This window comes from Streptomyces sp. NPDC111628 (assembly GCF_055635195.1).
In genome coordinates, this window is record NZ_JBVKBZ010000003.1 from 1,414,493 (window position 1) to 1,440,526 (window position 26,034).

General features: G+C 74.0%; 23 protein-coding genes and 1 pseudogene. 10 read left to right on the top strand and 14 right to left on the bottom strand.

Annotation, left to right across the window (positions count from 1 at the left end; all coding sequences use genetic code 11):
- Positions 1–22: 22 nt before the first annotated feature.
- The 3 genes from ACZ7MF_RS21425 to ACZ7MF_RS21435 all read right to left on the bottom strand — a co-directional run bounded on the left by ACZ7MF_RS21425 (position 23) and on the right by ACZ7MF_RS21435 (position 2,681).
- A complete protein-coding gene (locus tag ACZ7MF_RS21425; RefSeq protein WP_356863204.1) occupies positions 23–1,156 on the bottom strand; it encodes an acyl-CoA dehydrogenase family protein in 1,134 nt (377 codons plus the stop codon).
- A 72-nt stretch (positions 1,157–1,228) separates the two neighbouring features.
- Positions 1,229–2,191, bottom strand: a complete 963-nt coding sequence (locus ACZ7MF_RS21430; RefSeq protein WP_471478600.1) for a bifunctional lysylphosphatidylglycerol flippase/synthetase MprF — start codon at positions 2,189–2,191, stop codon at positions 1,229–1,231.
- Positions 2,175–2,681, bottom strand: a complete 507-nt coding sequence (locus tag ACZ7MF_RS21435) for a hypothetical protein (protein ID WP_471478603.1) — start codon at positions 2,679–2,681, stop codon at positions 2,175–2,177. The genes ACZ7MF_RS21430 and ACZ7MF_RS21435 overlap by 17 nt, the downstream gene beginning before the upstream one ends.
- Before the next feature lie 149 nt (positions 2,682–2,830).
- On the opposite strand from ACZ7MF_RS21435, the gene pdxR reads away from it, so the two are divergent.
- The 5 genes from pdxR (at position 2,831) to ACZ7MF_RS21460 (ending at position 11,778) form a co-directional block, all read left to right on the top strand.
- Positions 2,831–4,312 carry a MocR-like pyridoxine biosynthesis transcription factor PdxR gene (pdxR, locus tag ACZ7MF_RS21440; RefSeq protein WP_471478605.1) on the top strand — a complete coding sequence of 494 codons (1,482 nt, stop codon included), beginning with the start codon at positions 2,831–2,833 and terminating at the stop codon, positions 4,310–4,312.
- 152 nt (positions 4,313–4,464) lie between these two features.
- On the top strand, positions 4,465–6,051 hold the full coding sequence (locus tag ACZ7MF_RS21445; RefSeq protein WP_471478607.1) for an alkaline phosphatase D family protein: 1,587 nt from the start codon (positions 4,465–4,467) through the stop codon (positions 6,049–6,051).
- 153 nt (positions 6,052–6,204) lie between these two features.
- Complete coding sequence (locus ACZ7MF_RS21450; RefSeq protein WP_471478610.1) at positions 6,205–7,608, top strand: SWIM zinc finger family protein; 1,404 nt, start codon at positions 6,205–6,207, stop codon at positions 7,606–7,608.
- Positions 7,605–10,334 (top strand): DUF7825 domain-containing protein, encoded by a 2,730-nt coding sequence (locus tag ACZ7MF_RS21455; protein WP_471478613.1) that lies wholly within the window; start codon positions 7,605–7,607, stop codon positions 10,332–10,334. The genes ACZ7MF_RS21450 and ACZ7MF_RS21455 overlap by 4 nt, the downstream gene beginning before the upstream one ends.
- 115 nt (positions 10,335–10,449) lie before the next feature.
- Positions 10,450–11,778 (top strand): GNAT family N-acetyltransferase, encoded by a 1,329-nt coding sequence (locus ACZ7MF_RS21460; RefSeq protein WP_471478615.1) that lies wholly within the window; start codon positions 10,450–10,452, stop codon positions 11,776–11,778.
- Positions 11,779–11,802: 24 nt separating this feature from the next.
- Here ACZ7MF_RS21460 and ACZ7MF_RS21465 read toward each other — a convergent pair whose 3' ends face one another.
- A complete protein-coding gene (locus ACZ7MF_RS21465) occupies positions 11,803–13,026 on the bottom strand; it encodes a trans-sulfuration enzyme family protein (RefSeq protein ID WP_471478617.1) in 1,224 nt (407 codons plus the stop codon).
- A gap of 59 nt (positions 13,027–13,085) precedes the next feature.
- Here ACZ7MF_RS21465 and ACZ7MF_RS21470 point away from each other — a divergent pair, with 59 nt between their 5' ends.
- Entirely contained in the window at positions 13,086–13,607 is a 522-nt protein-coding gene (locus ACZ7MF_RS21470) for an Lrp/AsnC family transcriptional regulator (RefSeq protein ID WP_471478619.1), read from the top strand.
- A gap of 78 nt (positions 13,608–13,685) precedes the next feature.
- Positions 13,686–15,374: a DUF885 domain-containing protein gene (locus ACZ7MF_RS21475; RefSeq protein ID WP_471478621.1), complete on the top strand. Its 1,689-nt coding sequence runs from the start codon at positions 13,686–13,688 to the stop codon at positions 15,372–15,374.
- Between the two features lie 36 nt (positions 15,375–15,410).
- Here ACZ7MF_RS21475 and ACZ7MF_RS21480 read toward each other — a convergent pair whose 3' ends face one another.
- From ACZ7MF_RS21480 to ACZ7MF_RS21490, 3 genes are read right to left on the bottom strand one after another with little or no spacing between them, the layout of a single operon-like run.
- Complete coding sequence (locus ACZ7MF_RS21480) at positions 15,411–16,256, bottom strand: SDR family oxidoreductase (RefSeq protein WP_471478622.1); 846 nt, start codon at positions 16,254–16,256, stop codon at positions 15,411–15,413.
- 53 nt (positions 16,257–16,309) lie between these two features.
- Entirely contained in the window at positions 16,310–16,831 is a 522-nt protein-coding gene (locus ACZ7MF_RS21485) for an immunity 21 family protein (RefSeq protein WP_471478625.1), read from the bottom strand.
- 21 nt (positions 16,832–16,852) lie between these two features.
- Positions 16,853–17,344, bottom strand: coding sequence for a rhodanese-like domain-containing protein (locus ACZ7MF_RS21490; RefSeq protein WP_471478628.1), 492 nt, complete (start codon positions 17,342–17,344; stop codon positions 16,853–16,855).
- A 121-nt stretch (positions 17,345–17,465) separates the two neighbouring features.
- On the opposite strand from ACZ7MF_RS21490, the gene ACZ7MF_RS21495 reads away from it, so the two are divergent.
- Positions 17,466–17,912: an Lrp/AsnC family transcriptional regulator gene (locus ACZ7MF_RS21495; RefSeq protein ID WP_471478630.1), complete on the top strand. Its 447-nt coding sequence runs from the start codon at positions 17,466–17,468 to the stop codon at positions 17,910–17,912.
- Between the two features lie 33 nt (positions 17,913–17,945).
- Here ACZ7MF_RS21495 and ACZ7MF_RS21500 read toward each other — a convergent pair whose 3' ends face one another.
- The 7 genes and pseudogenes from ACZ7MF_RS21500 to ACZ7MF_RS21530 all read right to left on the bottom strand — a co-directional run bounded on the left by ACZ7MF_RS21500 (position 17,946) and on the right by ACZ7MF_RS21530 (position 24,369).
- The gene (locus ACZ7MF_RS21500; protein WP_471478632.1) at positions 17,946–20,945 is read right to left on the bottom strand and encodes an AAA family ATPase; all 3,000 of its coding nucleotides are present in this window, start codon (positions 20,943–20,945) and stop codon (positions 17,946–17,948) included.
- On the bottom strand, positions 20,942–22,105 hold the full coding sequence (locus ACZ7MF_RS21505; protein ID WP_471478634.1) for an exonuclease SbcCD subunit D: 1,164 nt from the start codon (positions 22,103–22,105) through the stop codon (positions 20,942–20,944). The genes ACZ7MF_RS21500 and ACZ7MF_RS21505 overlap by 4 nt, the downstream gene beginning before the upstream one ends.
- Positions 22,106–22,219: 114 nt before the next feature.
- Positions 22,220–22,633, bottom strand: a complete 414-nt coding sequence (locus ACZ7MF_RS21510; RefSeq protein ID WP_471478637.1) for a GMC family oxidoreductase N-terminal domain-containing protein — start codon at positions 22,631–22,633, stop codon at positions 22,220–22,222.
- An 88-nt stretch (positions 22,634–22,721) separates the two neighbouring features.
- Positions 22,722–22,835, bottom strand: a pseudogene (locus ACZ7MF_RS21515) (hypothetical protein); the annotation flags it as partial.
- A complete protein-coding gene (locus ACZ7MF_RS21520) occupies positions 22,802–22,957 on the bottom strand; it encodes a hypothetical protein (RefSeq protein WP_471478640.1) in 156 nt (51 codons plus the stop codon). The pseudogene ACZ7MF_RS21515 and the gene ACZ7MF_RS21520, both read right to left, overlap by 34 nt.
- Before the next feature lie 21 nt (positions 22,958–22,978).
- Positions 22,979–23,413: an HIT family protein gene (locus ACZ7MF_RS21525; RefSeq protein ID WP_471478642.1), complete on the bottom strand. Its 435-nt coding sequence runs from the start codon at positions 23,411–23,413 to the stop codon at positions 22,979–22,981.
- 95 nt (positions 23,414–23,508) lie between these two features.
- Positions 23,509–24,369 (bottom strand): enoyl-CoA hydratase/isomerase family protein, encoded by an 861-nt coding sequence (locus tag ACZ7MF_RS21530; RefSeq protein ID WP_471478645.1) that lies wholly within the window; start codon positions 24,367–24,369, stop codon positions 23,509–23,511.
- Positions 24,370–24,475: 106 nt separating this feature from the next.
- Here ACZ7MF_RS21530 and ACZ7MF_RS21535 point away from each other — a divergent pair, with 106 nt between their 5' ends.
- Together ACZ7MF_RS21535 and ACZ7MF_RS21540 are read left to right on the top strand one after the other, a co-directional pair.
- Positions 24,476–25,024: a TetR/AcrR family transcriptional regulator gene (locus ACZ7MF_RS21535; RefSeq protein WP_356863165.1), complete on the top strand. Its 549-nt coding sequence runs from the start codon at positions 24,476–24,478 to the stop codon at positions 25,022–25,024.
- A gap of 172 nt (positions 25,025–25,196) precedes the next feature.
- A complete protein-coding gene (locus ACZ7MF_RS21540) occupies positions 25,197–26,033 on the top strand; it encodes an alpha/beta fold hydrolase (RefSeq protein ID WP_471478649.1) in 837 nt (278 codons plus the stop codon).
- Position 26,034 lies beyond the last annotated feature (1 nt).

Consider the following 26,034-nt stretch of genomic DNA (forward strand, 5'->3'; position numbering starts at 1 on the left):
TGGACGGTGGGGCGGGGCGGGGTCAGGCGATGGCGAGTGGCCGGTCGGCCAGGTACGCGGAGAACGGGCCGGTCATCCGGGAGCGCGACGGCGGGTGCAGGGAGAGTCCGTTGGCGCAGGCCGCCAGGTGGCCCACCTCGTCGGACGTCATGAAGTTGAGGCCGCCGAGGAGTTCGACCGCGCGCGGGACGACCCGGGCGATGGCGTCCTGGACGCCGTAGCGCACGTACAACGCCTGTGCGAGCGCCGACTCGTCGAGGTCACCGGCGTCGATACGCCGGGCGACGCCCTCGGCGGTGGCCATGGCGGCCTCGGTCTCGACGAAGAGGCGTACGCGCTCGTGCTCGGGGATGCGGTCGTTCAGCAGCACCCGCTCCACCAGCGCGCTCGCGGCGCCGAGGTAGCTGCCCGTCATCAGCGTCTGGAACCAGATCAGACCGGCCGTCTGAAGTTCGTCGAGCTGTTCACCGGAGGTCGTCGCGGTGCGCAGCAGGAGTTCCGGCGGTACGAGGACGTCGGTGAGCGTGACCTGTTCGCTCTCGGCCCCGGCGAGGAAGGCACTGGACCAGAAACCGCTGACGCTCATACCCTCGCTCTCCGCGGGCACGAGGGCTACGGCGAGTTCGTCGCCCTGCCCGTCCTCGCGCGGGATCATCACGCTGGCGGTGAGCACGTCCATGGAGTGGGCCAGGCTGCACGGCCGTTTGACGCCGTTGATCCGGACACCGTCCGCGGTCACCGTGGCGGTCATCGACGGGTCGAGGATGCCCGCGCCGCTGCGGCCCTCGGCGAAGCCGGAGGCGATCACGCGGTTGGACGAGGCCACGCCCTCGATCAGCAACCACTCCAGGCCGTCGCCGAGGCCGCCGATCCCGACCAGGGTGGCCATGGAGAAGTGGTGCATGGTGGTGGCCGCGGCCAGGGACGGCGAGCGGCTGCCGATGGCCCGCTGCACGCGCAGGGCGTCGAGCGCGGTGGCGCCCCGGCCCTGGTGGGACTCGGGGACGAGCAGTCCTGGACCGCCGCTGTCCCGGAAGTGCCGGATGCCCGGGCTGCCCGGCCGCTCCAGTTCCATCAGCGGGGCCTCGCGCAGGGCGGGGTCCAGTTCGGGCAGCAGCTTCGCGAGGGTGGCGCGTTCACGCTCTAGGAATCTCATGGGCGTGCGGTCCTCCAGGGTGGGATGAATGCGGAATCGGCGCGGCACTCGCACGGCCGTGGCCGCGCTGGCTCAGAGGGCGTTGGTGGCGCGCAGCAGCTGCCAGACCGCGCCGGGGCGGGGCCTGCCGCGGAAGGCGATGTACTCCGGCAGGACCACGTGCGGGGCCCACTTCTGCTTGTACTCGAGCTGGGAGGCCGCCGGGTAGATCATGTCGCCGCGCTCGGCCAGGAGACGGGCGAACCGGGTGAACATACGGCTGGCACCGGGTAGTTCGTGCTCCGGGTCGAGCCCGGTGAACGGGGTGAACCCGAAGTGCAGCCAGCCCGCTCCGTCGGCGGTCAGCCGTTCCATGACGGTGGCGTTGAGCGCCTCCATCACGCCGGGCGGAGCGTCGGGGCGGCGCCGGCTGAGGTCGTGCAGCCAGCCGGGGCGGCTGCCGTAGACCGGCGAGTAGTTGATGTAGCCGGCCGTCTCGCCGTCGATCCGGCCGACGAACAGACGGCGGTGCCGCTGCAGGCTCCCGTTGCGCTGGCCGATGAGGAAGCGCAGCTCCTTGGCGTGCCGGCCCTTGTCCCGCAGCCAGCACTGGTCGATCCGGTCCAGTTCGGCGCAGTCGTCGCCGGCCGTGACCTCGGCGACCTCCAGGCCCGCCCGCCGGGCGCGCGAGATCTTGTTCCGCAGCCGGACGAACCGTGAGCCGCGCAGCGTGAAACGGCTCAGGTCGACCGCGTACGACGCCCCGAGCTGGTTGACCGTGAAGCCGTGCGCCGCGTACAGCTCGGCGTCCGCCCGCTGCAGTTGCACGGCGACCAGGCGGCGGCCGGCGTGGGCGGCGAACGCGTCCAGCAGACGTGCACGGTGTTCCGGCGCGGTGAACGGGCCGCCGAATTGCAGTACGTAGCGGCCCGAGGTGCGATAGGCGCAGGCGCCGTCGAACCCGCCGTCGTGGAAGTACGCGTTCCCGCTGTTGAGGGCGAGAAAGGAACTGGGGTTGTCACTGTGTGCGGCGAGTGTGTCAAGCACGGACGGCATCGGTGTCCTCCACGGAAGTCCGCGCGGCGGCGTTTGTGCCGGAATCCGCCGCCGAGTGGTAACGCTGCTCGAACCTCCGGAACTCCGGCGTGGTTTCCGGTTCGAAGGCGACACCGAAGGGTTTGAGGGAGTTCCCGAAGAGGGCGCGGTCGCCCATGAGGTGGATCGGGAGGGCCAGCAGTGCCCATTCCGGCCGGACGAACAGCGCCCACGCCCCCGCCAGGACACCCGCTGTGACCAGGCTGTGCATCGTGTTGTAGGCCACGTAGCAGCCGCGCGGCACGTGTCCGTCCGGGCTGCGCCGGAAGGCGATCGCGCCGGGCAGGTATCCGACGACGTCGATCACCGCGAACAGCAGCACGAAGACGGCCCAGCGGATTTCCGTGAGGTGCTGGAATGCGAGCACGACAGATACGGTGAGAAAGCCAAGCCATTCGAGTCGGGAGAGAGCGAAGGTGGTCTTCGTCTCGAAACGGTTCTTGGAGTCCACGGGCGCTCCTGGATTGCGCGTACGATTCCGGGGCGCGACCTCGCTCTGCCCCCTCGCTGTGGTCTGTCACTCTGGTTTACGCACCGGCGGGCCCAACCCCTCGTAAAATGGGGGTGATTGATAGACACGATGCTGGGGGGACTGCTTTCATGACGCCGTCGACCGGTCAGGGCGGCCGTCCGGGCTCCGCCGACCGAGATGCCCATCGCAGCGCCCGCCGCGGCGCCGACAGCAGCGCCGCCTGGGAGTTGCTGCTGCCCGCCGCCTCGGCGCCGGCACGCGCGCGTGGGCGCGCGCTTCAGGCGGCGCTGCGCGACGCGGTCCGCTCGGGCAGACTCACGCCGGGCACCCGCCTCCCGTCCAGCCGGGACCTGGCGGCCGATCTCGGGGTGTCGCGGGGGCTGGTGACGGAGGCGTACGAGCAGCTGACGGCCGAGGGCTATCTGCGCAGCGGGCAGGGCGCGGGGACCTGGGTGGGGGACGCCGCGCGGGCCGCCCGTCCGCGCGCGCGTGATCTCGCTCCGCGCTCCCACGCCGACCGCGTCGACTTCGTGCCGGGGACGCCGGATCTCTCGCTCTTCCCGCGCTCGGCCTGGGCCGCCGCTCAGCGGGGCGTGCTGGCGGAGCTGCCGCACGAGAGCCTCGGCTACCCCGACCCTCGCGGGCTGCCCCGGCTGCGGACCGCGCTGGCCGAGCTGCTCGCGCGGCGCCGGGGTGTGGTGGCCGACCCGGAGCGGATCATGGTGGTCTCCGGGGTGGCGCAGGCGACGGCGCTGCTCGCGAGCGTGCTCCACGCGCGCGGGGTGCGCGCCACCGGCGTCGAGAACCCCGGCAGCCCGCAGCACGACGCTCTGTACGCGTCGGCGGGCGTGGACACCGTGCCGCTGCCGCTGGACGACGAGGGACTCGCCGTCGGCCCGTTGCACGCCTCGGGCGTTCGGGCCGTCGTGACCACTCCGGCCCACCAGTTCCCCACCGGGATCGCCTACTCCGCGCGGCGGCGCGGCGAGCTGCTGGACTGGGCACGGTCCGTGGACGGCCTCGTCCTGGAGGACGACTACGACGGCGACTTCCGGTACGACCGTGCCCCCGTGGGCGCACTCCAGGGGCTCGATCCGGAACGCGTCGCCTACACGGGTTCGGTCAGCAAGTCCCTCGCGCCGGGGCTGCGGCTGGGCTGGCTGCTGGTGCCGGAGTGGCTGGCGGACGACGTGGTCGAGCGCAAACGCACCACGGACCTCGGGCATCCGGCCCTCGACCAGGCACTCTTCGCCCGCTTCGTGGAGCGCGGCGACTACGACCGCCAACTGCGCGTCTGTCAGCGCGCCTACCGTGAGCGGCGCGACGCCATGGTCGACGCCCTGGAGGAGCACTTTCCCGGCTCCCAGGTGTCCGGCATCGCCGCCGGACTCCACGCCATCGCCACACTCCCCGGGCGGTACGGCCCCGAGGAGCGCTTCCTCGCGCGCGTGCGGGAGGCCGGGGTCGCCGTGCGTTCGCTGGCGGAGTACCGGCACGGGGCGGGTGGCGACGAGGCGGCGGCGAAGGAGGTGCGGCTGGTGCTGGGGTACGCGCACCTGACACCGGCCCGCATTCGTGCGGGGGCGGAGATGATGGGCGGGGCTGCGTGATGCGGGCCGGGTGAGGTGCTTGCACGCGCGCGGGCGGCCGGTTGTTCACCCGGAATTTCCGCGGTCGCCGCGCCGCACCAGTAGGTCTGGCTCTGCACACTGGCCCGATCACCGGCCGGATCCCGTCCCTGGACGTCCCTGGAGGCGCATCCATGTCACACCGTCCGTTGCCCGGCCGTCGCAGCGTGCTGCGCGGTTCGCTCGCCGCGTCGGCCGCCCTGACCCTGCCCACCGCCCTCGGCGCGGCGCCCGCGTTCGCCCGTTCCGGGCGGCCGGGCGCGGGCTGGGGCGTGCAGACGGGAGACGTGACCTCCCACTCCGGTCTCGTGTGGGTGCGGTCCGACCGGCCGGCCCGGATGATCGTCGAGACGTCCGCGACCGAGTCGTTCCGCCACCCCCACCGCCGGCACGGTCCGCTGCTCGGGCGCGACACCGACTTCACCGGCACCACCCGGCTGCGCGGCCTGCCGCCGGGCGAGCAGATCCACTACCGCGTGCTTCTCGCCGACCCGGACGACCCGCGCCGCACCGGCGAGCCGGTCACCGGAACCTTCCGCACCGTGCCGGTCCGCCGGCGCGACGGCGTGCGCTTCGTGTGGTCCGGCGACCTCGCGGGCCAGGGCTGGGGCATCAACCCCGACCTCGGCGGCTACCGCATCTACGACGCCATGGGCGCCCTGGACCCGGACTTCTTCCTGTGCAGCGGCGACAACATCTACGCCGACGGCCCCATCGCGGAGACGGCCGTCCTGCCCGACGGCGGCACCTGGCGGAACATCACGACCGAGGAGAAGTCCAAGGTCGCCGAAACCCTGGCCGAGTTCCGCGGCAACTTCCGCTACAACCTGCTCGACGAGAACCTGCGGCGCTTCAACGCGCAGGTCCCGTCGATCGTCCAGTGGGACGACCACGAGGTGCGCAACAACTGGTACCCGGGCCAGGTGATCGCGGACACGGACGACCGGTACACCGAGAAGAGCGTCGACGTCCTGGCCGCCCGCGCCCGGCGCGCGTTCGGCGAGTACTTCCCGGTCTCCACCCTGCGCCCCGGCGCACGCGAGGGACGTGTGCACCGGGTACTGCGCCAGGGCCCGTTGCTCGACGTGTTCGTCCTGGACATGCGGACGTACCGCAACGCCAACTCCCCCGGCGGACAGTCCGTGGACCCGCAGGGCATCCTGGGCCGCGAGCAGCTGGAGTGGCTCAAGCGGGAGCTGGCGCGGTCGCGTGCGGTGTGGAAGGTCATCGCGGCGGACATGCCGATCGGGCTTGTCGTGCCGGACACCACCGAGGGCGCACCCCACATCGAGGCGATCGCGCAGGGCGACCCCGGCGCACCCCTGGGCCGCGAGCTGCAGATCGCCGAACTGCTGCGCTTCGTCAAGCACCGCGGGATCACCGGCACCGTGTGGCTGACGGCCGACGTGCACCACACCTCGGCCCAGCACTACCAGCCGTCACGGGCCGCCTTCGGTGACTTCGAGCCGTTCTGGGAGTTCGTGTCCGGGCCGCTCAACGCGGGCGCCTTCCCGGCCAGCGAGCTGGACGGCACCTTCGGTCCCGAACGGGTCTTCGTGAAGGCGCCGACCGCCTCGAACGTCTCCCCCGCGGGCGGCTACCAGTTCTTCGGCGAGGTCGACATCGACGGCGGCAGCGCCGAGATGACGGTGCGGCTGCGCGAGCAGGACGGCACGGTGCTGTTCACGAAGGTGCTGCGGCCGGGCCGGGTGGGCCAGTAGTCCCGTAGCCTGTCGGGTGTGCCGCGCACCGGCGTCATCCCCCGGTGCGCGGCCCTGCGCCGCGGTCCTGCGGCAGGTGCTTCAACTTCCCCTCCGGAGCGGTCGTATCCGCAGGTCAAGGCGATTGTCAGTGGGCGCCTCTACGGTTTTTCCATGACGCGATCTTTGCAGGCCGTGGCCTATCGACGACCCTCCGTGCTGGAATCCGCGGCGGGCGGACGGCACCTGGGGCTGGAGACCTCCCGGGGTGCGACGCCCGCCGGTGCCGTGGACCATCCGCGGTTCTTCGCGGGCTTCCTGACGTCTCCTCAGAAGGCCTCCGCGGCGCTGCTCGCGGTGGCCGACGTGGCAGCCGCGCGGTACTACCAGCCGCAGCTGCGGGCCTCGCTCGACCCGGTGGTGACGGGCAGCGGCGACCGGCTCCGTTTCGAGTCCTTCTCCGGCTGCGGCGGGGTCTACGCCCGCCTGGACGTGCTGGAGGCGGGTCTCGACGGCGGCGAGGTCGGACACGGCACGACGAACGTCGACGTCAACAACCCCTTGCGCGAGGCCCTGTCCCGGATCGGTGCCGACGACCCGCTGCATCTGCGGGTGGGCCCCGAGGACATGGCCGTGACCACGCTGGACGGCCCGGTCGTGGAGAAGAAGGTGCCGCTGCCCGACCGGTGGCTGCGCGGTTTCGCCGAGGCCCAGGTCATAGCCGCCGGTTTCGACCTGCGGGCCGAACTGGACGCGGCCGAGGCGGTGCGCTTCCTGCGCGCACTGCCCCGCGGCGGCCGGAGCGGGGCGGCCGGCCCCCGGTGGGTGGTGCCGTCCGGGCGTTCGCTGCGGCCGACGACGCGTGCGGTGCCCGGCGCGGTGTGCCTGCCCGGTCCGGAGCGGCTGGTCGCGCTGCAGCGCGTACTGCGGCACGCCACGGCCCTGCGGGTCTACGGTCCGGCGGTCGCCCCGGGGGCCGCCGCCACGGCCTCCGCCTGGGAGGTGCTCCTGCCGGGCATGCGGCTCACCCTCACCCTGTCCCCCGACGCCGCGCGCGGGTTCTCCGGGGAGGGCGGTGTCCTCGACGCGCTCGCCACCGACGAGGCGGCCGCGGACGCCGAGCTGATCTCGGTGCTCCTCGCCTGGGAGCCACGGATCGACATCGCCGACCTGGCCGCCGCCTCGGGCCTGACCGCCGAGCGGGTGCGTGCGGCGCTGGTCCGACTCGGCACGTCGGGGCGCGTCGGGTACGACACCGCCGAAGCGGCCTACTTCCACCGGGAGCTGCCGTACGACGCGGGGCGCGTGGAGCGCCACAATCCGCGGCTGCGTTCGGCCCAGGCTCTGGTGGCGGCGGGCGCGGTCGCCCTGGACGGCCGGATCGGGACGGTCACGGCCGAGGACGGTCATGTGCACCGGGTGCGCGAGGAGGCGGGGGTGCTCTCGTGCAGCTGCCTGTGGTGGGCCAAGTACCGGGGCGGGCGCGGCCCGTGCAAGCACGCACTGGCGGTACGGATGGTACGCAGGGGCGCCGGCGAGGCGCAGGCAACGGTTCGGATCGACGGGGGTGCGCGATGACGACGAGGACAACGGTGACGGATGCGACTGCGACTGTGACCGGGACTGCGGACACGACGGGGCTGCTGGTGGGGGCGGTGCGAGCGGGTCGGACGGCCGAGGTCGTGTCGCTGCTCGACGGCATGACGGACACCGAACGGCGCGCTTGCTTCCCCCAGTTGAAGGCCGTCCGCCAGGAGCTGAGGACGGCCCGCTGGTCCGCGGAGTCCCGCCGGGCCCACCCCGCGCTGCACGCGGCGGGGGCGGCCTGCCAGACCGGCGCCGCGGCCGTGGCGAACTGGCTCGCGGCCGTCGACATGCGCTGGTCGCAGGCCTCACCGGCGCTCCTGCTGCACGTGCTGGGCGACCGCGATCGCGGGTGGCTGGCCGACGTGGCGCACCGCCTCGCCCAGCGACCGGCATCTTCCAACGTGTCGTACGAGCTGATGGCCGGCCTGGTGCGGTTGTCCGGCTGCCCGGTGCCGACGACGGAGGCCTACGTCCGGGGCTGGCTGCTCCACATCGGCGGGAGTTGGCAGCGCGCCGGCACGGTCTGCGACCGCCTGCGCCAGGACCCGCATCTCGCGGAGCTCGTCGCCGCCCTCTTCCGCACCGAAGGCGTCGGCGCGCAACTTGGATGGCTGTCCGGCGACGGACCCGAGAGCTGGACCAGCGCCCTGGCACGGCTGACCGACGAGGGCGCGCTCGACCGGCGGGCCGTGGTCGACGCGTGCGTGGCACGGCTGCTGCGCGGGGGCGCACCGGCCGAGCTCCGGGTTTTCCTGCGCCTGCTGCACGATGTCGCGCTCACCCGCGCGGAGGAGCGCGAGCGGACGGCCGACTGGACGGCGCTCGCCGCGGACGCGATGCCGACGGTGGCCTCCCACGCCCAGTCGGTGCTGGGCGCCCTGGCCCTGGCCGGGGAGCTGGCGCCGCGGCAGCTGGCGGAGGTGACCGACGCGGTGCTGTTCCGCACCGAGAAGAAGCTGGTGCGGGCCCAGCTCGTGCTGCTCGGCAAGGTACTCACCAAGCACCCCACCGCGGCCGATGAGTTGCTGCCGGCCGCCGCCGGGGCGTTCGGGCACGAGGACTCCGACTCGCAGGAGCGGGCGCTGAAGCTGGTCGAGCGGCACGTCGGCAAGGTCGCCACCGCGGAAGTCCGGGAGGAACTGGCCGGGGCGGCGGAGCAGTTGATCCCCGCGCTGCGCGCCCGGGCGGTACGCACCCTGGGGGCGACGCCGCTGGACGCCCGGACCGCGGGCCACGAGGAGGTACTGCCTCCGTCGCCGCAGCCGGTGCGCCTGGCCCCCGTTCCCGCGGCGGCCGTCGAAGTCGCCGAGGAGGTCAGCGCGCTGCTGGCCTCCGGAGGTGACGTGTCCGCCTTCGAGCGGGCCCTGGACGGGCTGGTCCGGCACGCCCACCGGGACCGGGAAGCCCTGCTGGCGGCCCTCGAACCGGTGGTCGCCCGCCGCTGGTGGGCCGAGGGGGAGCCGCGGTACGGCCATCGGCCGGACGACTTCTTCGCCCGCCGCCACGAACTGTTCGACGACGCGCGCGCCTTCGACCTGCTCCTCGCGACCTTGTGCGGGAAGGTCCGGACGGACACCTTGCACCGGGTGGTCCGGGACGGGTTGACCAACTCCGGCTGTGCGCACAACTCACTGGCCCGCCCCTTCGAGGCCCGCGTGTGGGAGGTGGCCCACCGGCTGCGCACCGACCCCCAGCCGTTCCTGCTGGCCACCCCTACCTGGGGCACGGGTCTGCTCGAACCCGGCGAGCTGGTGGACCGTCTGGACGCCTACCGCCGCGCGGGCGCCCGGGTCGCGGCGGTCGACTTCGGCCAGGCGCTGCTGCGGGTGCGGCGGGACGACCGCACGGCGGCACTCGCGGCGGCGGACCGCGCGGCGGCGCTGGGGACCGAGGAGGGGCAGCGTCTCGCGCGCCGGCTGATGACCGAGCGGACCGACCCGTCCGCCACCCGGTGGACGGCGGACACCCGGATCCTGGTGGAACTCGGTGAGGTGCCCGACCTCCGGGCGGAGGAGTTCCCCGCCGCCCTGCGGCTGTTGGGGCGTCCGGTGAGCCCGGGCTCGGAGCACTGGTACTGCAGCCACTGGAGCGGCGGGATGCGCGCGCACTGGTTCGCCCTGCTGCCCGAGCGACCGGAGCTGGTGGCCGCGCGGCTGCTGCGCGACGTGTCCGAGGTGGCCGTGGACGACCAGCGGGGCGCCGCCGCCGCGGTGCTGCCCCAGCTGGCCGACGCGGACGGCGAGGCGGGCGAGGCCGCGCATCTCTGCGTGGCGTACGGTCTGGGCGCGCGGCACGCCGAGGACCGGCTCGCCGCCGTGGACGCCCTGTTGGTGCTGGCGGCGCGCGGTCGGCTCGACCCGGACCGGCTGGGCGCGGACCTCGGACAGCTGGTGCGGCGCGGCGCCGTGAAGCCGGCGCGGCTCGCCGACGCGGTGCGCACCGCCGCGGCGACGGGTGCGAACGCCACCGTGTGGGCGGTCCTCCGTCGGGCGCTGCCCGTACTGCTCGCCGACCTCGCCACCGGCGGCGCGGCCTCACCCTCGCCCCGTGGGCTCGGTGAGCTGCTGGCGGTGGCGGCCGAGTGCGCCGAACGGACGGGCGCCCAGGGGGATCTGCCGCACCTGTCGGCGGCGGCGGGCCGGCGCGGCACGTCACGGTTGGTGACGCAGGCCCGGCGGCTGCGGGAGGCACTGGTGGCGGCACCCGCGGCCGCCTGACACCCATAACGACCTGAAAGGAAGGAACACCCCAGAAGTCTTCTTTACCCACCGGTCACAGAGCGTTCGTGATCACGCAACACCGTTCCTTCACAGTGGGTGCATGAGTCGAGACATGTCTGATGTGACGGACGCCGTGGCGCACCTCGTCGAGCACGGCGCCGCGGTGCCCGCCCTGGTGCTGGCCTCGCTGGCCGCGCTGGTCGCCACGGCGGGTTTCCACACCCGGTGGTCACGACGCCACGGCCAGGCGCCACCGGCGGACGATACCGGCGCCCGGCCGCCGACCGCCGAGCGGCCGGCCGGGACGGGACCGGCCGGCAGCGAGCCCGGCGGTGAGAGCGCGCTGTGGCGGATGCGCACGACGGTGCGGGACACGCCGGGGTCGCTGGCCGTGCTCTGCGCGGCCCTCGCCGACCGGCGGATCGACATCCTGAGCCTGCAGACGCACCCGCTGACCGAGGGCACGGTGGACGAGTTCCTGCTCCGTGCCCCGGGTGAGCTGAGCGGGGCCGAGCTGGCCGACGTGGTGACGACGGCGGGCGGTGCCCGGACGTGGACCGAGCGGGCGGACGCCCACGACCTGGTCGACGCGCCCACCCGGGTGCTGGGCCTGGCCGCCCGCACCGCCCTGGACGCGGCGGAACTCCCGCTGGCACTGCGTCAGTTGCTGGGCCGCTGCACCATCAGGTCCCTTCCGGCGCCCGCGGGCGACGGGGCGGGGGCTCGAGCGGCGGACGCCGTACCGCCGGAGGGCGCGCTGGAGGACACCGTGCTGCGGCTGCGCGCTCCCGAGGGCGGGGTGATCAGCGTGGAGCGGCCCCATCTGCCGTTCACCCCGGCCGAGTTCGCGCGAGCACGGGCGCTGGTCGAGCTGGACGCCCGGCTCGGCCCGCGGGTCCCGCGCGGCCGGGACGTGCTGACGCTGCCCGAGGGCAGCGACATCACGGTCCGCCGGGCCGACACACGTGACGTGCCGGCCGCGAAGGCGATGCACGAGCGCTGCTCGGCGCGGACGCTGGGGATGCGCTACCACGGCCCGGTCGGGGACGCAGACCGGTACCTCAACCACCTGCTCAGCCCCCGCTTCGGCCGCACCCTCGCCGTGCAGACCGCCTCGGGGCGGATCGTCGGGCTCGGCCACCTGTTGTGGGACGGGGACGAGACGGAGGTCGCGCTGCTCGTCGAGGACGGGTGGCAGCGCCGCGGCATCGGCGGCGAACTCCTGGCCCGGCTCGTGACGATGGCGGCCGACGCGGGCTGCGAGAGCGTGTACGCGATCACACAGGCGTCGAACACCGGCATGGTCGCCGCGATGCGTGGCCTGGGCCTCCCCCTCGACTACCAGATCGAGGAGGGGACCCTGGTCGTCACGGCCCGCCTGGACCCGTCCAGCCGCTCCGCGGCACGGCTGCCGCAGGCGGAGCGGATCGGCCGGGAGTGACGTGCGGCAGGCGCGGTGGCGCGGTCAGTCGGCCCGCGACAGCGCCTCCCGCGGCGGGACGGCCCCGGCCGCCCGCTCCCCCAGAGCCCGGTCCAGGTCGGCCCACAGGTCGTCGACGTCCTCCAGGCCGACCGACAGCCGCAGCAGCCGGTCGCCGACCCCGGCCCCCCGCCGGTCGTCCGCGTCCACGATGCGGTGGCTGATGGAGGCCGGGTGCTGGATGAGCGTGTCGACGCTGCCGAGGCTCACGGCCGGGGTGATCAGCCGGACGCCGCCGATGACCGCGTGCGGGTCGCCGTGGACCTCGAAGGAGACCATCGCACCGCCGATGCGCGGATAGTGGACGCGGGCCACCCGCGGGTCCGCGGCCAGCCGCCCGGCCAGTTCGGCGGCGCCCGCGGAGGCGGCCCGTACCCGGACGGGCAGGGTGGACAGCCCCCGCAGCAGGAGGTAACCGGCCAGCGGGTGCAGCACTCCGCCCGTGGCGAAGCGGACCTGCCGCAGCCGCCCGGCGAACTCCTCGTCACAGGCGACCACGCCCGCCAGCACGTCCCCGTGCCCGCCCAGGTACTTGGTGGCGCTGTGCAGCACCAGCCGGGCGCCGTGTTCGGCGGGGCGCTGGAGCACGGGCGTGGCGAAGGTGTTGTCCACGAGCAGCGGCACCGACCCGCAGGCGTGGGCGACGGCCCGCAGGTCGACCTCGGCCAGCGTCGGGTTGGCCGGCGACTCCACGAGCACCAGTCCGGTGTCCGGGCGCAGCGCGTCCGCGACGCCCGCCGGGTCGGTCCAGGTGACCTCGGAGCCGAGCAGGCCGGCGGTGAGCAGGTGGTCGCTGCAGCCGTACAGGGGCCGTACGGCGACGACGTGCCGCAGCCCCATCGAGCCGCGGACCAGCAGGACCGCGCTCAGCGCGGCCATGCCGCTGGCGAAGGCGACGGCGGCCTCGGTCCCCTCCAGGCGGGCCAGCGCCGTCTCGAAGCGGGCGACGGTCGGGTTGCCGAGGCGGCCGTAGACCGGCGGCCCGTCCGGCTCGGCACCGGTGGCGGCGAACGCGTCGATGCGGGCGGCCTCGCCGCGGCTGTCGTACGACGGGTAGGTCGTGGACAGGTCGATGGGCGGGGCGTGCAGTCCCCGGGCGGCGAGGTCGTCGCGGCCGGCGTGCACGGCTTCGGTGGCCAGTGCCCTGCCCGTGGGTGCGGTGGAGCGTACGTCGTCGGGTGGTGACGTGTGCGTGCGCGCTGAGTCCATGGCCGAAGGGTGAACACCGACCGGGACAGCGGGGTCGTACTCCGTGCTACGTTCGGGCCATGGTCGATTCCGTCGTACTGGATCCGGTGGATCTCCATCTGCTGCGGCTGCTGCAGAACGACGCCCGGACCACCTACCGCGATCTCGCCGCCCAGGTCGGCGTCGCCCCGTCGACGTGTCTGGACCGGGTGGCCCGGCTGCGGCGGGCCGGGGTGATCCTCGGCCACCGGCTCGAACTGGACCCGGCGAAGCTGGGGCGCGGTCTCCAGGCGCTGCTGCTGGTGCAGGTGCGCCCGCACCGGCGGGAGCTGGTGGGACCGTTCGTGGAGCGGATCCGGGCGCTGCCGGAGTCGCGCACCGTCTTCCACCTCACCGGCCCGGACGACTACCTGGTGCATGTCGCGGTGGCGGACATGGCGGACCTCCAGCGCCTGGTCCTGGACGGGTTCACGTCCCGGCGGGAGGTGGCCCGCGTCGAGACCCGGCTGATCTTCCAGCAGTGGGAGTGCGGCCCCCTGCTGCCGCCGGCCGCGCCCGCGGCCGCACCGGCCTCGACGGTGACGCCCGCGGCCACGCCCTGAGCGAAATCCGGCCGCCCGCACGGCCGGGCCCGGCCCACCGGGCTGACGCGGCACCGGTATCCGTATGAGGATGTCCGCATGTCAGAGACCAAGAGCCCGCTGCCCCGCGAGGTCGCCGACGCGTACGTCGACGAGCTCATCGCCCTCGACCCGGTCACCGGTACGTATCTCGGTGTCGCGGAGAGTTCCAGCCGTCTGCCCGACTTCTCACCCGCCGGGCAGGAGGCCCTCGCGGAGCTGGCCCGCACCACCCTCGCCCGGCTGGACGAGGCGGAGCGCCGGCCGGGCGGTGACAGCGACGTGGAGCGGCGCTGCGCCCGGCTGCTGCGTGAGCGCCTCACCGCCGAGATCGCGGTGCACGAGGCCGACGAGGGCCTGCGTTCGGTCGGCAACATGGGCACCGCCGCCCACTCGGTGCGCGAGGTCTTCACCCTCACCCCGACCGGGACCGACGAGGACTGGGCCCGGATCGCGGAGCGGCTGCGGGCGGTCCCGGCGGCGTTCGCGGGCTACCGGGCGTCCCTGTCGCTGGGCCTGCAGCGCGAGCTGTACGCGGCTCCGCGGCCGACCGCCACCTTCGTCGAGCAGCTCGGCGAGTGGGCGGACACGGGCGAAGGACGCGGCTGGTTCGAGGACTTCGCCGCCGACGGGCCCGAGGCGCTGCGCGCGGAGCTGGACGAGGCAGCCCGGGGTGCGACCGCCGCCGTGGTCGAACTGCGCGACTGGATGCGCGACGTGTACGCCCCGGCCGTCGAGGGCGCCCCGAACACGGTGGGCCGGGAGCGCTACGCCCGCTGGTCGCGCTACTACAACGGCACGGACCTGGACCTGGACGAGGCGTACGCGTACGGCTGGGCCGAGTACCACCGCCTGCTGGCCGAGATGAAGGCGGAGGCCGAGAAGATCCTGCCGGGCGCCGAGACTCCGTGGGTGGCGCTGGCTCACCTGGACGAGCACGGCAGGCACATCGAGGGCGTCGACGAGGTCCGCGACTGGCTGCAGGGCCTGATGGACCAGGCGATCGAGCAGCTGGACGGCACGCACTTCGAACTCGCCGAGCGGGTACGGAGGGTGGAGTCGCGCATCGCCCCGCCCGGCAGCGCGGCGGCGCCGTACTACACGTCCCCGTCGGAGGACTTCTCCCGCCCCGGCCGCACCTGGCTGCCGACGATGGGCCAGACCCGCTTCCCCGTGTACGACCTGGTGTCGACCTGGTACCACGAGGGCGTCCCCGGCCACCACCTCCAGCTCGCCCAGTGGACGCACGTGGCGGAGGACCTCTCCCGCTACCAGGCCTCGGTCGGCATGGTCAGCGCCAACGCCGAGGGCTGGGCGCTGTACGCGGAGCGGCTGATGGACGAGCTGGGTTACCTCACGGACGCGGAGCAGCGCCTCGGCTACCTGGACGCCCAGATGATGCGGGCCGCCCGGGTCATCGTGGACATCGGCATGCACCTGGAGCTTCAGATCCCGGCGGACTCGCCGTTCCACCCGGGTGAGCGCTGGACGCCGAAGCTGGCCCAGGAGTTCTTCGGCGCGCACAGCAGCCGCCCGGCGGACTTCGTGGAGAGCGAGCTGACCCGGTACCTGACGATCCCGGGCCAGGCGATCGGCTACAAGCTCGGTGAGCGGGCCTGGCTGCTCGGCCGGGAGAAGGCCCGCGAGCGGCACGGCGACGCCTTCGACCCGAAGGCGTGGCACATGGCGGCCCTCTCCCAGGGCTCGCTGGGCCTGGACGACCTGGTGGACGAGCTGTCGCGGCTGTGACTCCCGCGCACCCCACCGCGCACCCCGCCGCTCGCCTCACCGTCTGAACCCGCCCTCCGAGTCGACGACCTGACCGGTGACCCACTCGGCCTCGTCCGTGGCGAGCCACGCGACGAGGCGGGCGGGGTCGTCGGGCATGCCCCAGCGTCCGCCGGGGAACCCCGCGGCGACGGCGTCGTGGTCCTCGCCGGTCAGGTAACCGGTGTCCACCGGGCCGGGGTTGACCGCGTTCACGGTGACGGCGTGCTCGGCGAGGGTCGTCGCCAGGGAGCGCGTGACGGAGGCGAGTGCGCCCTTCTGGAGCGCGTAGGCGATCTCGCCGGGCATGCCGCCGGCGATGTCCTGGCCGGAGGTCATCATCACGACCCGTCCGCCGGGCGTGCGCGGCGGCAGGGCGGCGCGACGGCGGGCGTAGGCCTGGATCAGCAGCAGCACCGACCGGGTGTCGACCTGCCAGTGCGCGTCGAGCATGGCGGCGTCGATGGTGTCGAGGGTGCCGTCGGACCCGCTGAGCGCGTGGTTGGCGACGAGGATGTCCAGCCGTCCGCCGAGCGCTTCGGCGGCGCTGGCGACGAGTTCGCCGGGGGCGCCGGGGCGGGTGAGGTCGCCGGGGCCCGCGTGCACGGCGGCGTCCGGGTCGCCGAGCGCCGCACGGACGGAGTCGACCACGTCGTCCACCCGGTCGGCGCCCCAGGGCATGGCGGCGTCGTGCGGGACGTGGTGGTGCAGGTAGACGCTCGCCCCGTACGCGGCGAGCCGCCGGGCCACGGCGTGGCCGATGCCGCCGCGCCGGCTGGCTCCGGTGACGAGGGCGGTGCGGCCGCGCAGGGGCAGCGGGTCGCGGCGCAGGTCTTCGGGGGCGGGCTGGGGAAGTCGTGGCATGGGCACCCATGATGGGCGGGCCGCGGCCGCCCCGCACGCGAATATCGCCGCGGCTACCGGTCGGCGAGCCGCCGCAGATGTACGAGGCTCAGCCAGGTCTCCGGCCCCGGGCGCACCTCGGCCGCGCGCACCGCGTACCGGCCGGGTTCCAGGGCGACCCGTACCCGGTCGGGGGCGCGGTCCGATGCGCTGCCGGGCCAGGCGGCGTCGAACAGGAGCACGGGGCCGGACACGTGCCAGGACACCTCGGGCTGCCACTCGGCGTCGTCGAGGGCGGCGGGAACCCTCGCCAGTACCTCGTCCTCGGAGTCCGCGGCGCACCAGCGGACGAAGGCGCCGTGGTCGGGGAGGTAGGCGGTGGAGGCGGGTTCGTCGCCGAGCACCAGGGCGGTGGAGTCGCCGACCGGGAGCAGTCCGACGTGGCCGTCGACCTCGCAGGCCCGGTCGTAGTCGGAGTCCGTCTCCTCGCCGTCGGCGCCGGTCCAGAACGGCAGGACCGTCTCGGGTACCGCGATCAGCGGTCCTCCGCCCGACTCGACCCACTCCACCGCGCCCGGCTCCGCGTATCGCACCATGCGGCAGAACCTACACGCCGTTCAGCAACCGCAGTCGGCCGCGTCCACCGGAACGGTCAGGGGGTCGGCGGCGCGTCGCTCGGCGCCCTGCCACGTCTCGAACTCGAAGCCCTCACGCACCCAGTACTCGAAGCCGCCGAGCATCTCCTTGACCGCGTACCCGAGTTCGGCGAGGGCGAGGGCGGCGCGGGTCGCGCCGTTGCAGGCGGGGCCCCAGCAGTACGTCACCACCGGCACCGCGGGGTCGAGGAGTTCCCCGGCCCGCTCGGGGACGAGCGCGGTGGGCAGGTGGACGGCGCCCGGCACGTGGCCCTGGTCCCAGGACTCGGTGGAACGGCAGTCGAGAAGCACGAACCCCGGGTCGCCGCCGGCCGCGAGGGCGTCGGCGACGTCGGAGACGTCGGTGTGGAAGGCGAGGCCGGCCCGGAAGTACGCGGCGGCCTCGGCGGGCGGCGCGGGGGCTACGCGCAGGACGGGGTTGACGTGCCCGACGGCGGTGCTGGTGACGCTCATGGTGGGGCCTCTCCTCGGTGAATCTTCCAGCCAGAAATCTATGCACCCCGACGCGCCGCCTGAAGGGTGATTCCCCGGCCCACTGCTTGTTCCACCGGGGAATCCGTGCTATCTCTGCCGGATGACCGAGCATTCCCTGGACGCCACCGACTGGCGCATCCTCGACGCCCTCCAGCGGGACGGGCGGGCCGGCTTCGCCGAACTGGCCCGTGCCGTCTCGATGTCCGCGAGCGCGGTGACGGAGCGCGTGCGGCGGCTGGAGGAGGCGGGGATCATCCAGGGGTACGCGGCGGTCGTCGATCCCGAGCGGCTGGGCCTGCCGATCCTGGCGTTCGTGCGGCTGCGCTACCCGGTCGCCAACTACAAGCCGTTCCACGACCTGGTCGCGGTCACGCCGGAGATCCTGGAGGCGCACCACGTCACGGGCGACGACTGCTTCGTCATCAAGGTCGCGGCCCGTTCGATGCGGCACCTGGAGGAGGTGTCCGGCCGGATCAGCGCCCTCGGTTCGGTCACTACGAGCGTCGTCTACTCCTCACCGCTCCCCCGCCGCCCGCTGGGCCGCTGAGGGCCGCCGGGGCCACCACCGGGACGGCCTTGCTCAGCCGGCGCCCCGCTGCCGCAGTACCGATCCCGACCGCCCCTTCACGACCTCGAGTTGGGCGTGGACGCGGCGGCGCAGGTCGGCGACGTGGCTGACGATGCCGACGCTGCGGTCCCGCTCGCGCAGGGCGTCCAGGACGTCGAGGACCTCGTCGAGGGTCTGGTCGTCGAGGCTGCCGAAGCCCTCGTCGATGAAGAGGGTGTCCAGGCGGACGCCGCCCGCTTCGTCGGTGACGACGTCGGCGAGGCCGAGCGCGAGGGCGAGCGAGGCGAAGAACGTCTCGCCGCCGGACAGCGTGGCCGTGTCGCGCTCGCGTCCGGTCCAGGCGTCGACGACGTGCAGGCCGAGGCCGCTGCGGCCGCGGCCGGTGCGGCCGTCGGAGTGGACGAGGGTGTAGCGGCCGGAGGACATGCGCAGCAGGCGGGCGGTGGCCGCGGCGGCGACCTGTTCGAGGCGGGCGGCCAGTACGTACGACTCCAGGCGCATCCGGCGTTCGTTGTCCGCCGAGGTGCCCGCGGCGAGCGCGGCGAGGCGGGCGACCCGGGTGTGCTCCTCGCGCAGCGGGGCGAGCCGGCGCACGGAGGTGGTGGCGTGCGCGGACAGCCGGTCCAGCTCGGCGCAGCACCGGGCGGCGGCGTCGCGGGCCGAGGCGGCCTCGCGCAGACGCCGGCCCGCGTCGGCGGCGGCGCGCTCCGCCGTGGCGAGGTCGGCGGGCGGTCGCCGGGCCGCGTCGGCGGTGTCGGCCTCGCCCAGTACCGCACGGACAGCGGCGTCCTCCGACTGCCAGGCGTCGATCCGGCGTTGCAGTTCGCGGTGGGCGGTGTCGTCGAGCAGGGCGGCGGCCGCGTCCGCCGGTGTGTCGAAACGGGCCCGGAAGGCGGCGTCGGCGAGCCGGGCGTCGGCGTCCTTGAGCCGCTGGGCGGTGTCCTCGGCGACGCGGGCGGTCTCGGCGGCCCGGGTGAGCAGCGCCGCCTGTCGCTCCAGTTGCGCCGCCCGCGCCGTCACGCTCTCGGCGCCGCCCCGCGCCCGCGTCAACTCCTCCTCCAGCGACGCCTGTTCCTGCTCCAACCGGTCCCGGCCCGCGACCCGGGAGGCGGACCGTACGACGGCCTGCTGCTGGGCGGCGACACGCTGCTCGCGTTCGCCCTCGGCCCGCCGCAGCTCCTCCTGCGCCGCGTGCAGGGTGGAAGCGGTCGCCCGCGCCCGCGCGTACGCCCCCTCCAGTTCCTCGGCCTCTTCGGCCAGCCGGTCGGTGGCCGCGTCACCGGCTTCCGCCGCGGCGGCGGCGAGCGCCTCCCGTACGGTGCCCAGGTGCCGTTCGGCCTTCACGCGCCGTTCGTCGGCGGTCTGGTGGCCGGCCAGGGCGCGTTCCTCCGCGTCGCGGTCGACGTGCCCGGCGGTCTTGCGCGCGGGGGCGGGGTGCTCGGTGGCGCCGCACACCGCGCAGGGTGCGCCGTCGGTGAGGTTCGCGGCGAGTTCGGCGGCGATGCCGTGCAGCCGCTGTTCCTTGAGGTCGAGCCAGTGGACGCGGGCCTCGACGGCGTCCTCCGCCGCGGCGAGCACCCGCCGCCGCGCGTCTTCGGTGTCGTCGGTGAGCCGGTCGCGCTGCCGGGCGGCCTCGAGCCTGCGCCGCGCCGGTTCGCGCTGCAGGGCGAGCTGTTCGGCGCGGGTGGCGGCTTCCTGCGCGGAGTCGACGCGGCTCTGGAGTCCGGTGCGGGTGGCCTCCCAGCCGGCGAGCCAGGTCTCCGCCTCCTGCCGGACCTCGTCGTCGGCGCGTTCCTGGCGGTCGAGGCCGGCCCGCTCCTCGACCAGTTCGGCGCGGCGTCGTTCGGCGCGGCGGGCGGAGTCGAGTCCGCCCAGTTCCTCGGCGGCCCGGCGGGCGGCGGCGGCAAGCCCGGCGGCACCCGCGTCGGCGAGGACCTGTGGCAGCAGGGCACGCGCGCTCGCTTCCGCGACCGCCGCCCCCCGGTGCTCACTGTCGGCGGCGTCCCGCAGCTCCAGGGCGGGAGCGACCGCCTCGGCCTTGCGGGCCCGCTCCATGCGCGCCTCGGCGGCACGGTGGGCGTCGGCCCGTTCCGCCAGCCGTGCCGCCCGCTCCCGCGCCTCGGCGAACCGGCGTTGCAGCCGGTCGAGTTCGCGGGCGTCGGCCAGGTGGCGTTCGGCAGCGGCCTGGGCGGACTCGGTGGCCGTGAGCCGGCAGTCGGCGACCGTCAGCAGCTCACGGGCGGTGCCGCGGGCGACGGCGGCGGCTTCGAGCACGGCCTCGGCCAGCCCCGGCTCGCCCGGCGCCAGTTCCGGCAGCGCCATGGCGTCACCGGCGGCCTGCTGCATCCGGTGCGCGTCGGCCAGCAGCGTGGCGTCCCCCTCGCGCACCCGTGTCTCGGTGGTGCGGCGTCGTTCGGCGAGGCGCTTCTCGACCTCGGCGAAGCGCCGGGTGTCGAAGAGCCGGCCGAGCAGCTTGCCGCGCGCTTCGGCGTCGGCGCGCAGGAAGCGGGCGAAGTCGCCCTGCGGGAGCAGCACGACCTGGCAGAACTGCTCTCGGCTCATCCCGAGCAGCTGCGTGATCTCCTCGCCGATCTCCTGGTGGGAGCGGCTGAGGTCCTTCCAGGCGCGGGTCGTGGCGTCGTACTCGCGCAGCCAGGTCTGGGCCTTGTCGACGGTCGTGCCCTTGCCGCGGAGCTTCGGGCGCTCCCAGGGCGGCTGCCGGGTGATCTCCAACCGCCGTTCCGCGACGGTCAGTTCCAGCCGCACCTCGGTGCGGGTGCCCACGGCCGCGTGGTCGCTGCGCAGGGTCATGCCCTGGCCGCTGCCGCCCTGCCGGGCGCCCGGCACCGAGCCGTACAGGGCGTAGCAGACGGCGTCGAGGACGGAGGTCTTGCCGGCGCCGGTGGGGCCGTGCAGCAGGAACAGCCCGGCGGCCGAGAGGTCGTCGAAGTCGACGCTCTGCGAGGCCCCGAAGGGCCCGAAGGCGGTGACGTCCAGCCGGTGCAGCCTCACCGGGCCACCTCCCGCACGGTCTCGTCCGCGCGCACCGCGTCGAAGGCGTCCCGCAGCACGGCCTGCTCGTGGTCGTCGGGCCCGGCGCCGCGCACGTGGGTCACGAAGTCCTCCGCGATCTGCTGGTCGCTGCGGTCGGCCAGGCGCCGTGCGTAGGACACCCCGGGCTCGTCGGGGGCGCGCTCGGGGTCGAAGACGAGGCTGAGTGTGTGCGGGAAGCGTTCGGCGAGCCGGGCCATGGGCTCGTCCGGCCGGACCGGGTCGGTGAGGGTCGCCTCGACCCACGCGTCCTCGTGCGGGGTCAGCTCCGGGTCGGCGAGCAGGTCCGCCAGCGTGCCGCGCAGCCGGGCCAGCGCGCGCGGCACCGGGCAGTCGACCCGCTCGGCCGTGACCGACCCGTCGGCGCCGAGATCGACGAGCCACATGCTCTTGCGGTGCCGGTGCTCCGAGAAGGAGTACGGCAGTGGGGAGCCGGAGTAGCGCACGCGCTCGGTGAGGGTCTGGCAGCCGTGCAGATGCCCCAGCGCGACGTAGTCCACGCCGTCGAAGACACCGGAGGGCACGGCGGCGACCCCGCCCACGGTGATGTCCCGCTCGCTGTCGCTCTGCTCACCGCCGGTGACGAAGGCGTGCGCGAGGACGACGGACCGGGTGCCCGCCGCGCGCGTGGCGAGGTCGGCGCGCACCCGGTCCATGGCGGCGGCGAGCACGGCCTCGTGCCCCGCCTTCTCGACGCCGAACTCGGTCTTGACCAGCGCGGGTTCGAGATAGGGCAGCCCGTAGAAGGCCACGTCCCCGTGGGCGTCGCCCAGCACCACCGGGGTGCCGCAGCCCGCCGGGTCGGTGCGCAGGTGGATGCCGGCGCGGTCGATGAGCCCGGCGCCGACCCCGAGGCGTCGGGCCGAGTCGTGGTTGCCGGAGATCATCACGGTCGGCACGCCGAGCCCGGCGAGGCGGTGCAGGGCGTCGTCGAACAGCTCGACGGCGGCGAGCGGCGGCACCGCCCGGTCGTACACGTCTCCCGACACGACCACGGCGTCGACGGAGTGCTCGTGCACGGTCTCGACGAGGTGGCCGACGAACCCCGCCTGGGCGCCGAGCATGTTCACCCGGTGGAACGCCCGGCCGAGATGCCAGTCGGAAGTGTGCAGCAATCTCATGAAATGACCCTGACCAGCATCTTTCTCTTGATAACACCTGAAACCAGCACAGGCCGGCACGGGAGCCCCGGACCGGACCGGCCCGCACCACGCTAGCGCCTGCCGGCACCTGCTTCACCACTGGCCCGTGTGCTCGACGGGCACCGGCAGTGGTACGTCCGTCGCCTCCCACATGCAGGGCAGGCGTATGTGGTCGTCAAGGTTGCGGCCGACGCCGGGAAGGTGCTCGACCACCGGGATGCCCGGGCTCCGCAGTTCGCCCCCGTCTCCGATCCCGGACCGCATGAGCACGGCCGGAGTACTGAGCGCGCCCAGCGACAGCACCACCTCTTGCGACGCGCGAGCGCGCAGCGGCCTGCCGTCGCGCACGAGCTCGACGCCGTGGGCCCGGCCTGCGGAGAGGAGGACGCGGGCGACCGTCGCGTGCGGGAGCACCGTGAGGTTCGGCTGCCCCACACGGTCGCCGACGTAGCGGCGGAAGGGGGCCTCGCACGCCGTCGTGGATGTCCTTGTCCCGCACGGCGCCACCGGAGTCCGACTCCATCAGGACGCCGTTGGCACTGTCGAATCGGGGGATGCCCGCGGCCTCCGCGTAGGAGTTCCAGTCGCTGCGGTGGCCACGGGCCCGGACACCCGCGTTGACGGCGCCTCCCCCGCCCAGTCCGCGGCCTGTGGCGTAGGTGAGCCGGCGCCCGTTCAGATGCTGGTTCGGCTCCGTGACGTGGCCCAGGTCCGCTTGCTGTAGTCGAACGTGGCACCGTCGTCCGTGCGGTCGGCGAGGGCGAGCCGGTGCGCGGTCGCGGCGGTGGTCGGGGTCGCCGCGGCGTCGGCATGTCCGGGGTGGCTGCTCATGTTCAGCGCCTCCCTGGAGTATCAGCGGCGGTGGGTGTCCCGGGCCTGTTCGTAACCGAGTTCGAGCAGGGCGGCACGCAGCTTCTCCGCGGCGTCGTCCAGGGCGGACTGGTCCTCCTCCGGCTCGGCCCTGGTGAAATCGAAGTCGGACATGTCCCAGACCGGAGCGACATGTATGTGCAGGTGCGGCACCTCGAAACCCGCGATGACGAGGCCGGCTCGCGGAGCGTCCCAAGCCCGCTGCACCCCTTGTCCAACGGCCTGGGCGACCTCCATGCACCGCCCCAGAAGCGCGCCGTCGGCATCCGTCCACCGGTCGATCTCGCGCCGGGGGACGACGAGGGTGTGGCCGGGCCGCAGGGGCGCGACGGTGAGAAACGCGGTGACTTCGGGATCCTGCCAGACAAAGCGTCCGGGCAGCTCACCGGCGATGACGCGTGAGAACACAGTGGGCATGGCTGACGTTCCTTTCACATACGGCGGGTTCGGTTCCGCCGCGGAGGGTGACCCCGCACCAGCGCGGTGCCCGGCGGACATGACCCGGCGGACGGTCAGGAGCGGTGGGCCCACGGGATGGATTCGAGCAGGCGCTCCAGCCGCAGTTCGCCGTCGCGCGTCTGCCCACCGTGATCCATCAGCACGCGGAGCCGGTGGACGACGTCGTCCGGGGAGGGATAGACCTTGGCGTGGGCGGCCGCCTCCTCGGCCAGGTTCGGTACGGGGCCGCTCGCCTCGGCCGCGTCCAGCGCCTCCTTCGCGGCGGTGGCCACGCCCTGGGGCAGGGCGGCGATGCGGCGGGCGAGGGCGTCGACGAACGCGTCGAGGTGTTCGTCCGGCACCGCGCGGTTGATCCACCCGTAGCGCTCGGCGGCGGTGGTGTCGAACAGTTCGGCGCCCAGCACGATCTCCAGGGCACGGGCCCGGCCGACCAGCCGGTTGAGGTACTGGGTACCGCCCCCGCCCGGGAAGATGCCCATCAGCGACTCGGGCTGGGAGAGCCAGGTCCGGTCCGCGGCGGCGAACCGCATGTCCGCGGCCATCGCCAGCTCGGCGCCGCCCGCGCGGGCATAGCCGCGCAGCTTCGCGATCGTCACCTGCGGCAGGGTGCGCAGCCGCTCGTTGAGCTGCTGGAGCGGGTTGAGGGCAGGGTCGGCGTCGGGATCGGCCAGGGCCATGAGGGTGCTCGGATCGAAGGACCACTCGAAGTCCGCGTGGGCGGAGAAGAACTCGGGGTTGGCCGACTGGAAGACGATCACGGCGACGTTCTCGTCGGCGGCCACCTCGTCGGCGAACGCCTTGAGATCACCGGCCAGTGTGGCGTCGACCGTGTTCACCGGCGGGTTGTCGATGGTCACCCGGGCGATCCGGTCCTCCACGCGGACCACCAGGGACTTGTAGCCGCTGTAGCTCATCACTGCACTCCTCCGGGCGGGTGCGGCAGCACGGCCGCCCCCCGTTGTTTAATGGGCGTTACAGATGGACCGTAGCACGTTCTTTAACGTGCGCTACAGTTCGAGCATGACAGGCAGACCGAGGACGTTCGACAAGGACGCGGTACTCCGGATGGCGATGCGCGCATTCTGGGAGCGCGGATACGACGGGGTGAGCGTCGCGCAACTGTGCGCGGAGGCGGGGATCGCCGCGCCGAGCCTGTACGCGGCCTTCGGCGACAAGAACGCGCTGTTCGAGAAGGCGTGCGCGCTCTACACCGAGCACCTGGACGAGGACCTGGAGCGCGACCTGTCGGCGCCCACGGCACGTGACGCGATCGAGCGCCTGCTGCGGTCCTCGGCCGAGCACTTCTCCGCACCCGGACAGCCCCCCGGCTGCCTCGTCATGGGCGAGCCGCGACTCGCCGAACGGCGCGGCAGGACACGCGACATGATCCGGGCCCGTCTGCGCAGGGCCGCCGCCGAGGGAGAACTCGCTTCGGCCGCCGAGGCCGACGGCGTGGCCGCGTTCGTCGACACCGTACTGGCCGGCATGGCCGCCCTGGCCCGCGACGGCGCCGACCGGACCCGACTCCTGGACGCCGCCCGGTACGCGGCCCGGGCCTGGCCCGCGTAGCTCCCCCCCATTCGGACCCGCCGGAACGGGACATGCACGGCCGGGGGGCTGCGGCGGGCGGGGGGTTGCGGGCGAGGGCTGCGGGGCGAGGGTTGCGGGCGGAGTAGACCGGTCGTATAGTCCTGGGTGTCGGAGCACGACAGACACCGAACCCCCGGAAGGGGAAGGCATCATGGGACGCATCAAGGTCGGCACGGAGAACAGCACCGACATCGAACTGCACTACGAGGACAAGGGGACCGGGCAGCCGGTCGTCCTCATCCACGGCTACCCGCTGGACGGCAATTCCTGGGAGGGCCAGATTCCGGCCCTGCTGGCCGCCGGCCACCGGGTCATCACCTACGACCGGCGCGGCTTCGGCAAGTCCAGCCAGCCCTCCACCGGTTACGACTACGACACGTTCGCCGCCGACCTGAACACCGTCATGGAGACCCTCGACCTGCGCGACGCGGTCCTGGTCGGCTTCTCGATGGGCACCGGCGAAGTCGCCCGCTATCTGTCCGCCTACGGCTCCGGCCGGATCGCCAAGGCCGTGTTCCTCGCGTCGCTGGAGCCGTACCTGGCGATCACCGACGACAATCCCGACGGCGCCGCCCCGCTCTCCTTCTTCGAGGGCGTCTCCGAGGCGGTGCAGAAGGACCGCTACGCCTTCTTCACCGGCTTCTACGCCGACTTCTTCAACCTCGACGAGAACCTGGGCACCCGGGTGAGCGAGGAGGCCGTGCGCAACGCCTGGAACGTGGCGGCCGGCGCGGGCCCGATCGCCTCGGCCGCCGCCCCGCTGACCTGGCCCACGGACTTCCGGGCGGACATCCCCAAGATCGACGTCCCCGCCCTGATCGTGCACGGCACGGGCGACCGCACCCTGCCCGTCGACGCCACCGGACGCCGCTTCGCCAAGGCCCTGCCCACCGCCAAGTACGTCGAGATCGACGGCGCGCCGCACGGACTGCTCACCACCCACACCGCCGAGGTCAACGAGATCCTCCTGGACTTCCTCGGCCGGTGAC

What these genes read in the sequence shown, in the direction of transcription:
- ACZ7MF_RS21425 (WP_356863204.1), bottom strand. Translation starts at nt 1,156, where the DNA reads ATGAGATTCCTAGAGCGTGAACGCGCCACCCTCGCGAAGCTGCTGCCC.
- ACZ7MF_RS21430 (WP_471478600.1), bottom strand. Translation starts at nt 2,191, where the DNA reads ATGCCGTCCGTGCTTGACACACTCGCCGCACACAGTGACAACCCCAGT.
- pdxR (WP_471478605.1), top strand. Translation starts at nt 2,831, where the DNA reads ATGACGCCGTCGACCGGTCAGGGCGGCCGTCCGGGCTCCGCCGACCGA.
- ACZ7MF_RS21445 (WP_471478607.1), top strand. Translation starts at nt 4,465, where the DNA reads ATGTCACACCGTCCGTTGCCCGGCCGTCGCAGCGTGCTGCGCGGTTCG.
- ACZ7MF_RS21450 (WP_471478610.1), top strand. Translation starts at nt 6,205, where the DNA reads ATGACGCGATCTTTGCAGGCCGTGGCCTATCGACGACCCTCCGTGCTG.
- ACZ7MF_RS21455 (WP_471478613.1), top strand. Translation starts at nt 7,605, where the DNA reads ATGACGACGAGGACAACGGTGACGGATGCGACTGCGACTGTGACCGGG.
- ACZ7MF_RS21460 (WP_471478615.1), top strand. Translation starts at nt 10,450, where the DNA reads ATGTCTGATGTGACGGACGCCGTGGCGCACCTCGTCGAGCACGGCGCC.
- ACZ7MF_RS21465 (WP_471478617.1), bottom strand. Translation starts at nt 13,026, where the DNA reads ATGGACTCAGCGCGCACGCACACGTCACCACCCGACGACGTACGCTCC.
- ACZ7MF_RS21470 (WP_471478619.1), top strand. Translation starts at nt 13,086, where the DNA reads ATGGTCGATTCCGTCGTACTGGATCCGGTGGATCTCCATCTGCTGCGG.
- ACZ7MF_RS21475 (WP_471478621.1), top strand. Translation starts at nt 13,686, where the DNA reads ATGTCAGAGACCAAGAGCCCGCTGCCCCGCGAGGTCGCCGACGCGTAC.
- ACZ7MF_RS21480 (WP_471478622.1), bottom strand. Translation starts at nt 16,256, where the DNA reads ATGCCACGACTTCCCCAGCCCGCCCCCGAAGACCTGCGCCGCGACCCG.
- ACZ7MF_RS21485 (WP_471478625.1), bottom strand. Translation starts at nt 16,831, where the DNA reads ATGGTGCGATACGCGGAGCCGGGCGCGGTGGAGTGGGTCGAGTCGGGC.
- ACZ7MF_RS21490 (WP_471478628.1), bottom strand. Translation starts at nt 17,344, where the DNA reads ATGAGCGTCACCAGCACCGCCGTCGGGCACGTCAACCCCGTCCTGCGC.
- ACZ7MF_RS21495 (WP_471478630.1), top strand. Translation starts at nt 17,466, where the DNA reads ATGACCGAGCATTCCCTGGACGCCACCGACTGGCGCATCCTCGACGCC.
- ACZ7MF_RS21505 (WP_471478634.1), bottom strand. Translation starts at nt 22,105, where the DNA reads ATGAGATTGCTGCACACTTCCGACTGGCATCTCGGCCGGGCGTTCCAC.
- ACZ7MF_RS21520 (WP_471478640.1), bottom strand. Translation starts at nt 22,957, where the DNA reads ATGAGCAGCCACCCCGGACATGCCGACGCCGCGGCGACCCCGACCACC.
- ACZ7MF_RS21525 (WP_471478642.1), bottom strand. Translation starts at nt 23,413, where the DNA reads ATGCCCACTGTGTTCTCACGCGTCATCGCCGGTGAGCTGCCCGGACGC.
- ACZ7MF_RS21530 (WP_471478645.1), bottom strand. Translation starts at nt 24,369, where the DNA reads ATGAGCTACAGCGGCTACAAGTCCCTGGTGGTCCGCGTGGAGGACCGG.
- ACZ7MF_RS21535 (WP_356863165.1), top strand. Translation starts at nt 24,476, where the DNA reads ATGACAGGCAGACCGAGGACGTTCGACAAGGACGCGGTACTCCGGATG.
- ACZ7MF_RS21540 (WP_471478649.1), top strand. Translation starts at nt 25,197, where the DNA reads ATGGGACGCATCAAGGTCGGCACGGAGAACAGCACCGACATCGAACTG.